9 protein-coding genes are annotated in these 9,244 nt (G+C 40.8%); 1 reads left to right on the top strand and 8 read right to left on the bottom strand.

Features of this window, described 5'->3' with window-relative positions; all coding sequences use genetic code 11:
* Positions 1 to 228: 228 nt before the first annotated feature.
* From PSF11_RS20885 to PSF11_RS20850, 8 genes are all read right to left on the bottom strand, one after another.
* Positions 229 to 705 carry a serine hydrolase domain-containing protein gene (locus PSF11_RS20885; RefSeq protein WP_231138431.1) on the bottom strand — a complete coding sequence of 159 codons (477 nt, stop codon included), beginning with the start codon at positions 703 to 705 and terminating at the stop codon, positions 229 to 231.
* A 262-nt stretch (positions 706 to 967) separates the two neighbouring features.
* Positions 968 to 1,621 carry an AAA domain-containing protein gene (locus PSF11_RS20880; protein WP_014657115.1) on the bottom strand — a complete coding sequence of 218 codons (654 nt, stop codon included), beginning with the start codon at positions 1,619 to 1,621 and terminating at the stop codon, positions 968 to 970.
* Positions 1,622 to 2,280: 659 nt separating this feature from the next.
* Positions 2,281 to 3,537 carry a PTS galactitol transporter subunit IIC gene (locus PSF11_RS20875; protein ID WP_014657114.1) on the bottom strand — a complete coding sequence of 419 codons (1,257 nt, stop codon included), beginning with the start codon at positions 3,535 to 3,537 and terminating at the stop codon, positions 2,281 to 2,283.
* 307 nt (positions 3,538 to 3,844) lie between these two features.
* The gene (locus tag PSF11_RS20870; protein WP_072502634.1) at positions 3,845 to 4,840 is read right to left on the bottom strand and encodes a 2-hydroxyacid dehydrogenase; all 996 of its coding nucleotides are present in this window, start codon (positions 4,838 to 4,840) and stop codon (positions 3,845 to 3,847) included.
* A 34-nt stretch (positions 4,841 to 4,874) separates the two neighbouring features.
* The gene (locus PSF11_RS20865) at positions 4,875 to 5,636 is read right to left on the bottom strand and encodes an SDR family NAD(P)-dependent oxidoreductase (RefSeq protein WP_004916017.1); all 762 of its coding nucleotides are present in this window, start codon (positions 5,634 to 5,636) and stop codon (positions 4,875 to 4,877) included.
* 18 nt (positions 5,637 to 5,654) lie between these two features.
* Positions 5,655 to 7,196: an FGGY-family carbohydrate kinase gene (locus PSF11_RS20860; protein WP_072502633.1), complete on the bottom strand. Its 1,542-nt coding sequence runs from the start codon at positions 7,194 to 7,196 to the stop codon at positions 5,655 to 5,657.
* 275 nt (positions 7,197 to 7,471) lie between these two features.
* Positions 7,472 to 8,029, bottom strand: coding sequence for a glycerol-3-phosphate responsive antiterminator (locus PSF11_RS20855; protein ID WP_004916012.1), 558 nt, complete (start codon positions 8,027 to 8,029; stop codon positions 7,472 to 7,474).
* Positions 8,030 to 8,040: 11 nt separating this feature from the next.
* The gene (locus PSF11_RS20850) at positions 8,041 to 8,835 is read right to left on the bottom strand and encodes a class I fructose-bisphosphate aldolase (RefSeq protein ID WP_004916010.1); all 795 of its coding nucleotides are present in this window, start codon (positions 8,833 to 8,835) and stop codon (positions 8,041 to 8,043) included.
* Positions 8,836 to 9,179: 344 nt separating this feature from the next.
* Between PSF11_RS20850 and PSF11_RS21410 the strand changes: the two genes are divergently transcribed.
* Positions 9,180 to 9,244: hypothetical protein (locus PSF11_RS21410; protein ID WP_353005309.1), on the top strand; the 65-nt coding region annotated here is incomplete at its 3' end.

Raw genomic sequence — 9,244 nt, 5'->3', positions numbered from 1 at the left:
AGGTCGCTTCACAACGACACGGCGTTTAGCTAAGGCTAAAGCGGGAGCAATTTTTGTTGACCACTGCACTCATTATTAATCATGGTCGTCATGGAATTCCGTAGATTGAGTCAAAATGATATCGGTAATCTCATAAGCCATCTTTTGCGTGTCTAAATCTTCAACATTTGCCAAAACAGCGACAGTTAAGCCTAAATCAGGTAAACGTAAAAAATAGGTAGCCCAGCCTCATGAATGCTCGAAATGTGTGATGCCGAAGTGTTGTGAAATAATAATGCCATAAGCATATTTCTGATGGTGTTCAATGGCTTTACCTATCCTATTTCTAGCCGGTAATGCCTGAAGCATTTTCTCGACTAGTGCTTTTCCTCCGACTTTACCACTGGTGTCATTTTTACCCCATTTCATTAAATCTAAAACATTTGAATGAACAGCACCATCACCGGTTTGAGTCCAAAGACTTTCACTTAATTGATAGCCACATGTATTGTTTTCACGGTACCCACGAGCAATTGTGGTGTGGACGGGGTACGATCCCACTATAAAGTTATTATCCATTTGTAATGGTTTAAAAATAGACTGTTGAGCAAATTCTTTATAACTTTGCCTGCTAACGCTTTCAATAATAATGGATAATAAAAAATAGCCCGTATTACAATAATCAAATGGTGTTCCAACAGGGAAAAGAGGGTTGGGGTAAGCAATTAAGTCCGCTAAGCTTGCCGCTTGAATTGGAATCGGTGTTTATTGTTCAAGCATGGCACCCACGGTTAGACAGGGATCCAGCACATCAATGGCTGCGGCATACTATTAAACAGTACTTTTTAAATCGAGAGTGATTTTCTGTAGTGTTAGCTAATTAATCATATCAATGAGTATTACTTTATATTTGATTTAGCAGTTTAACGTGATGACTTGATTAGAAGCTCACCATAATACGATGAGCTTCTAGAGTCTATTTAATGAGTTATTCCAAAGTGCCTATTTCTCTTGGCAATGTATTGGCTACATCTGAAAAGCTTGGTAGATGGCCCCATACATCAGGATTACCAATTACAAAAATATATTTCTTGGCGCGTGTTAGAGCGACATTAACTAGGTTGGGCTTACTCGCTGCCCATTGTGCGCCACCCTCTTCACCGATACTGCAACCGAGTACAAAAATAACGGTATTATTTTCTTTACCTTGGAAGGTATTCACGGCGCCAATCTTATGTTTGGCCCAATGGTTGACCTCTTCTGGTGTGATTTTAATCACTGGCTGTTGTATAGCTGGTAGATCTGTTTCCTTGAGTAATTCGATTAATGCAGTTTTAACCGCGTTAAAAGGTGTGATCACATAAATAGATTGTAGCGTAATATTTTCCTGCATTAGGCGAGATAATAACATTAATAGGTCTTTGCCGTGGCTATCTCGGTATTGTTTATTACCCGTATTCCCCTTTGATACAACCTCATGGTTTTTGAGCTTGTTATTGATGGAGAGGCTGAGAATGTCGTCCTTTGAATCCGCATGGATCATACGGCCATTGTAAGTCCTATTATTGGCAAGGCTAAACATAGGTTCAATACAATGGCGGTGTACCCATAAAAGAATACCAATCCAAATCGGGTTATTCATGACTTCTAACTGACAGCCCCATGAATTGATGCGATCCGCAATTTGTTGGATTGAGAAAGTTTGTGGGTTCCAACGGTCAGCATATTGATGTAGTGCTTCTTGGCAAAGATGGTTACTCTTTCATTACTTAAACGTTGTTCGCACTCTTCTTTAGCTTGCCCTGTTTCTGAACCGACAATATCTTGAATGAGCGAATTACTTAGATTTTTATCAAACTCACCAAGGTAAAGAATAAATGCGGTTGTTTTAGGAATTTTATATTGCTCTCGGTATTTATCACAAAGCCAAGGTAATTGGTTGTTCTTATTTTCTGTAAGCGCTTTTCGGGATATAGATAATTTTTTCTTGTTATTAATATCGGACGAATAAGGGTGAAAAAACGCTATACGTTGCCAACCACTTAAAATATCTATTGGTAGAGGTTTCGAATGCCTATTTTTCCACCTGTCATTATTTAAAATATTTTAATAGTTATTGAGATTAACTTAAATTAAATGAATTTTATAGACTTCACGTTATGATTGCTCTCGGCCTAAAACTGTAGTGAGTGAGGGTATTTATGAAGAAGAGAGAAGGGAAATTGGTTACCCGTAGCGCTGGTGAGTATTTGAAATAAAACAGCTAACTAAGAGAAGTTATAGTTAGCTGTTAATTGAGGATTACTTAGCGATTAATTCGCCAATTTTTACTGCTGCCCAGCCCGCAGGTGTGGTCGCTCCACCCACGATATTGGTCATTTCTGAAATCCCTTCTGGTACTGGGATATTCGAATTCACCGCAGCTTGCGTATATTCCTTGGAAATATCGGTTCCCACATAGTAAATGGATGTTAGGACTAATGTGCCACAGATAAACATTCTAAACATATTACGCTTACAGAATGGTGTCACCATAGCTAATAAAAACATCAATGAAGCAAGGTCAACGAAAGGTAATACTTTGTTGCCCGGTAGTACGAAAGCTAACACAATCGCCATTGGGATCAGTAATAGCCCAGTTGCCAACACGGAAGGCTCACCAATTAACAGTGCAGTATCCATGCCAATATAGAAATCACGGTTAGGGAATTTCTTTTTCAATTTTGCTTCAACGGCATCGCGAACAATTAACAGACCTTGGACTAAAATTTCGATCATTTTAGGCAGTAGTAACATTGCCGCAGACACGGTCACGGCGAGTGCAACAGATTCACTGATAGGATAGCCTGCCATCAATGCTAATACCAAACCTAAAATAAAGCCTAATGTTAATGGTTCACCGAATACACCGAATTTTTTATTAATCGTTTCGGGTTCGAGGTTAATTTTATTTAACCCTGGAATTTTCTCGATAATATAGTTTGTCACGATGCCAAACGGTACATACATAATACAAGTCAGATGAGGGAAGGAAATGCCTTGTAAATTATAATTACGTTGTAGATAAGGTGCAGTAATATCTGCCGCAACCAAAGTGGCAATAAAGATCACATAAGTGATACCAATTGATAGCCAGTAGCTTTCAGTACCCGCATACACTACAGAACCGACTAATAAAAATATCCAATAGTTAAAGATATCAATATTAATGGTTTTTGTGAGCTTAAATAAAACCATCACTAAGTTGATCGCAATAAAGCCTAGTACAACTGGCACCATAATCGGTGAGCCCCAGCCAATGGTGGAGGCAGTAGGCCAACCCGTATCAACCACGGTAAGGTTTAAACCCATCTTTTCAACCATCGATTGCGAGGCGGGTCCTAAATTCGATAGTAATAAGTTGATGACTAAGCCAACACCAACAAAACCGATGCCGACTAACATACCCGCTTTAAAAGCGGTGCCTACGCGAACGCCAAAACATAATGCAATAATGAAAAATATTATTGGCATCATAACCGATGCGCCCAGCCCGATGATATTGTTGATTATATCCATGCCTTCCTCCCAATACTCGTCATATTTCTCGCCGTGGCGTTGTTGGCTGCGTTCACTCGCACTAGTCACATACTTATGTATGCCCTAGCGACTCGTTTGCTTGTCGCCTAGCCACAACGCGAACTATTTAGAGTATTTACCTACTGCGTATTGAATAAAAAAATAAACCTGATAGTTAAATAAGTTGTGGTTTATAATTACTCAAAATACATAAGGTTGTTTTTGTAGGGTATAGGGTGCCCCTGACAGGTTTCACCCTATCGTTTATTTTTTATATTTTTTGCCGATGTTCTTTTCGTTAAATTAATTATTTTTGTTGTTTTAAAAATATCTCAGCAAATAGTTTTGGCGTATTGCTGAATGCATCTAAAGTACTACCTGCCATATGCGGTGTGATGGTCACATTGTCTAATAAATAAAATTCGCTCTCCTCTTTTAATGGCTCATCATCAAAGGTATCGATAGCGGCACCCATAATGCGTTTTTCTTTGAGTGCTTGCAGCAAATCACGCTCATTAATTAAACCTGAACGCGCGGTATTCACTATTACGGCGGTGGGTTTCATTAATTTAAAGTGTTTTTCGTTGATCAAGTTTTGTGTTTCTGGGGATAAACGTGCGTGTAGCGAAATAATATCGGCAACTTTAACCAAATCTTCAAGTGAATCAACTTTGGTGTAACCGTCAACAGCGTCAACGTATTTATCGTAAAATATAACGTTGGTATCAAAGCCTTTAAGGAATTTAGCCACCAGTTGAGCAATATGGCCAAAGCCAATTAACCCAATGGTTTTTCCACCAATTTCTGGGATCACATCCGCGTTGACGAAATCTTTACGCCAATATTTATCCTTCAATGCATCATGTGCACGCGCAATATTACGTGTTTCAGCCAACATCATGCCAACCGTAAATTCAGCCACACTGCGTGCATTACGCCCTGGTGTATTCATTACCTTAATGCCTTTGTTCTCGGCATATTCTTTATTGATATTTTCAATGCCACCACGCAATACACCGATATATTTCAGTTTTGGTAGTTTATCGATTACCGCTTTATTCACAGGGGCGAACTGGGTGATCACTAACTCAACATCTTTTAAATCCGCATATAAATCCGCTGGTAAAATCACCGCTTCCGCACCGTGTTGCTCAACTTGCAAGTTATCTTCTTGCAGTTTTTCAATAGAAGGGTGTGCCCACTGACGAACGATAACCTCATAACCTTGTTGGCGTAGCTTTTCTAGCCCAGCCTCCATGGTTGGTTTATCAATAAATAGATCCGCAATTGCCAGACATTTCATGTTGTTCTCCAAAATTTTTTGTTGCCCTATGGGCTTAGCGCATTAACATCCCACCAGTCACATCAATGGTTGCTCCCGTCATATAACTGGCTTTTTTTGAAACCAAGAACACCCCAATATCCGCGATTTCAGCAGGGGAGGCGACACGCCCAACAGGAATTCGATTCAGATAATATTGTGGGTCTTTCTCTAGGTTGCCGCGGATCATTTCAGTATCCATAATGCCAACTGCAATGTTGTTAACATTAATGCCTTGTTTGGCAACCTCACGCGCCAGTGATATTGAAAAGGCGACTAAGCCCGCTTTACTGGCGGCATAGTGTGAGTGACCAGTCGTTGAACCATGAAACGCTGCTTGCGAGGTAATGTTGAGCACTGAGCCAGTGATTTGCTTATTTGAACATTGATTGATAAATAATTGGCTTAAATGGAAAACGGATTTTAGGTTGATGTTCATCACGTTATCCCACTCTTCCAGTGTAATATCTGCGACCATCCCTGTCGGCCAAATACCTGCATTATTAATCAGGATGTCGAATTGTTTGAAATGGGTGAGCCCCTGCTCAAATAATGCATCAATCTCTTGGCTGTCGCCTAAGTTGGTTCGGATAGCAACTACCTCAGTACCATTTAAACCATTTAGCGCCTCAACGAGCGCTAATGCGGCTTCTGGATGGCTACGATAAGTAAAGCAGACGTTAACGCCTTCTTTTACCAGCGATTGCACCAGCTCACGTCCTAGTCCAGTCGCCCCACCAGTGACCAGCGCATTTTTACCGTGTAAATTAAGTTCCATGATCAACTAACTCCTTATTTAAGCATCAATGGTTTGCTGGGGGTTATGTGATTTCCACGTCGGTTGCATATCATCTAGCATGCGTTTGTACATGGCGTATTTTTTGGCATAAACCGCTTGTTTATCCGTTTGTGGATGGATCACTTCAGACACTTTTACCATCGCATCACAAGCCGCAAAAACATCGGGGAAATAGCCTTCCATCACCGCTGCGGTCATGGCGGCACCAAGGGTACCGTGCTCTTTCACATCGACGATTTCTAATTGGCTCTGGAAGATATCGGCAAAAATTTGTAGCCAAACGGGTGAGTGAGTAATACCGCCCGCGATGCGGATCACATTGCTCAACTGTGGATTAATACGGCGCAGCCGCTCGACATGATAAAGGTGACTAAATGCAACTCCTTCATAGATAGCACGGAGGAAGTGAGCGCGTTGATGGAAACTGGTGACACCAACAAAACCGGCAGTGGCATCTGGAATGGTGTTGGAACCAAATACAAACGGGAAGAACATCAATTGGCTTTCATCTGGCGTGGTGGAAGCCACTAATTGGTTACACAGTTCATACACTGAACTGCCTTTGGCTTCTTCAAGCTGCTTATCTGCCGCCATAAATTGGGTGATAAACCATTCTAAATTACTGGCAGATGTCGGACTGGCTTCAGTAATTTGCCAACGATTTTCCATCGGGTAAATCGAGGTCATAAATAAATCTTTATCAACCACCGGTTTGTCGGTGACGTATTCGTTGATGCTCCAGGTTCCTGCAACAATCGCCAATTTGTTGATTTGGTTGATACCTGAAGCCAATGACGAAGCGGAAATATCAAAGATACCACCTGAAACCGGTGTGCCTGCTTTAAGGCCAGTCAGTGCAGCGATTTCTTCTGTGATACGGCCGCAACAATCAGTGGATAACTTGATCGGCGGTAGTTTATCTTTCCACGATAGCCCACCCCAGAAAGCGAGTAGTTCATTGTCGTAGCAACGATCGCGTACGTTAATCAAGTTAGTACCTGAGATGTCGGTCAGCTCTTGTGTGGCTTCACCTGTCAAATAAAAGCGGATCAGATCTTTCACCATAAAGATGTAACGCGCCTTTTCCAGTGTTTCAGGTTCATTATCTTGTAGCCAAGCGAGTAGGGCGACAGGTTGGCCTGCCCAAATCGATTGCATGGTTTTAGGTAGAATTTCACTTTCGAATTTAGGTGATTGATACCATTGTTCAACATATTTTTTGGCACGATTATCTGTTGAAATAATGCCATTACGAGTGGGTTTTCCCTGCTCATCAACTAAATAGAGACCATTACCATGACCGGTTACTGAGATGCCAATAATATCGGCAGCATCAATAACTGATTTTTTAAGTACCTCTTTGATAACGAGTAAATTAGATTGCCATAACTCCTCAATATCCCTTTCAGTAAAAAAGGGTTTTGGGGTGATCATCCGAGTGGTATTGGACGCAATAGCCAGTACTTGGCCTTCGAGGTTATAGATAGCAGCCTTGGTCACAGTGCCGCCATTATCAATTCCTAAGATATATTTTTTCATGGAACTCCTCTAACCCTTCATATTTCGCACCACAGCGTCGTTGGCTGCATTTGACTACCCGAGTCACATACTTATGTATGCTCCCTGGGATATCCTCATTTACCGCCTAGCTGTAGCACGAACTATTTTGGGTGGCTGTTACACCACAGATATTTCATACAACAGCTCTATTGTTTTATTTTGAATCGCTGTAGAGCGTATATTTTGGGTTTATCATTATTTTAATTATTTGAGTTGTAATGGTGTTGGCGTAGGGTTTACAACTCAAACTTTAATTACCACAATGTATGTTCACTGGTGGTAATGCCGTTAAAACCGGTATAAAAAATCTTTTCAACTAAGTATTTTCGTTTAACAAAGCCACCTGCAATAAATTGCGTATTGGCTTGGTTAAAACTGCGTTTTAATAAATCAAAACAGGTACAAGCATATTCAGCAGGTAATAACTCGATCGCATCGACATCCACGGAATAGTTTTTGACCATATTACTGGCCTGTTCTAGTGATCGTGAATCAACGAGTAATACGCGAAAGATGGTGTCTAACCCTTCTTTTTTTGCGTAACGTAGGGCTGTAAAATTTGATGAAATAACACCATCCACCTTATAAAAATTCTTTAATACGGTGACGCCAGCTTGGTCAGGTTTAAATCCACCTAATAACTCCAAATGGACTAACACCTTTTTTCCCGCTTTATGGCATTTCCCAATCATCGACTGTAAATTGCCGATATCGGCGTCCGGCAATAAGATATATTCAGAGTGGCTAGCAAGTGCGCGCTCGAAATATTTATAGTTGCGAACCGATGGGATGATGGTGTTATTTAAATTCATGCTAATAATTCCTAATTTTTATTTTGATAGAGCGCAAATGCCTCTTCAGGTGATGCACCGAGATGGATGATAGCGTTAAGGCCAGCCACCATCGCGACAGGGTTAGGGTCTTGAGTGATGTTACGGCCCACAGCAACGCCTTTGGCTCCCATCTTCATACAGTGTTCAACAAATTTGAAATAACTCAGTGTATCGGTTTTTGGTCCACCGAGTGCTAAAACAGGTACCATTGATGCTTCGACAATCAAATAGTCGTCTGGTGTGCCAGAAAAACGTGTTTTGATGATATCTGCCCCTAACTCAACCGCAATACGCGCAGAGTCAGCAATCACTTTGGCTTCATTGGATTCAGGACTCGTTACTGCATAGCCGTATGGCAGTGATTCAACGATAAATGGCATATTCCATTGCTCAGCTTGTTTGACCAGTCTTGCCGTCATAGCGTGAGTTTTCTCTTCATTAAATGCGCCGGGGAAGGTCATGCATACCATGCCATCAGCACCCATTTTCAGTGCTTCTTCGGCACCAAAAACTTGTTGGGTATCAGGCACACTGTTGTCATACACATTTACTGTAGAATCAACACGTAGCACGATTGAAACATCATTAAAGGCATCTGCATAGTTTCTTGCCATACCATAAGTGATTAAGGCGCAATCTAAACCGTTAGCAGCCAGTTCAGGCATTTTCTTGATGGTGTTATCGATGCCAGCAGTTTTGGTGGAGAAAAAATAACCGTCGAGTGCCAGTGTGACGGACTTACCATCTTTTGCAAAAATTTTGGATAAACGGCGTTGTTTAGACATAATATTTCCTTTATAAAAAATAAAAAAAGCCCTCAGAGACCGTTTTGATCTCTGAGGGCTTTCAGTTCACTGACCCTGTGGTTTTCTGTTTTTCTTTTCGGCTTAGAAAAATAGAAAACCTAATCGGTATTTGATGACTTCTTTTTCATACTGATAGGTAATTTTCTTATTAGATGATTTTAATCGGAAAATTAATCTGTCAGTCAGTTTATTAAAGTTAGCTGGGTTTAAATTAACTAAGTTTAATAAACTGGGTATGGCTATTATCTCTACCATACCCAAGTTTGCGTTGTCTAATGGATGTTGCAAAATTGTGATAAGTGTCGCGTTAAACTTTTTGACATATCATCAAAAATGGTGTGAAAGCCGTTGCTGAAGGGGCAAATATGCCAACAACCATTCCTGCTAC

This window comes from Providencia sp. PROV119 (genome assembly GCF_028482435.1).
Lineage (GTDB): Bacteria > Pseudomonadota > Gammaproteobacteria > Enterobacterales > Enterobacteriaceae > Providencia > Providencia stuartii.
The sequence above is the reverse complement of the archived record's forward strand: the minus strand, read 5'-3'. Positions and strand labels throughout refer to the sequence as shown.

Coding starts and splice junctions, on each gene's coding strand:
- PSF11_RS20875 (WP_014657114.1), bottom strand. CDS start 3,537: ATGGATATAATCAACAATATCATCGGGCTGGGCGCATCGGTTATGATG.
- PSF11_RS20865 (WP_004916017.1), bottom strand. CDS start 5,636: ATGGAACTTAATTTACACGGTAAAAATGCGCTGGTCACTGGTGGGGCG.
- PSF11_RS20850 (WP_004916010.1), bottom strand. CDS start 8,835: ATGTCTAAACAACGCCGTTTATCCAAAATTTTTGCAAAAGATGGTAAG.
- PSF11_RS20880 (WP_014657115.1), bottom strand. CDS start 1,621: ATGAATAACCCGATTTGGATTGGTATTCTTTTATGGGTACACCGCCAT.
- PSF11_RS20855 (WP_004916012.1), bottom strand. CDS start 8,029: ATGAATTTAAATAACACCATCATCCCATCGGTTCGCAACTATAAATAT.
- PSF11_RS20860 (WP_072502633.1), bottom strand. CDS start 7,196: ATGAAAAAATATATCTTAGGAATTGATAATGGCGGCACTGTGACCAAG.
- PSF11_RS20870 (WP_072502634.1), bottom strand. CDS start 4,840: ATGAAATGTCTGGCAATTGCGGATCTATTTATTGATAAACCAACCATG.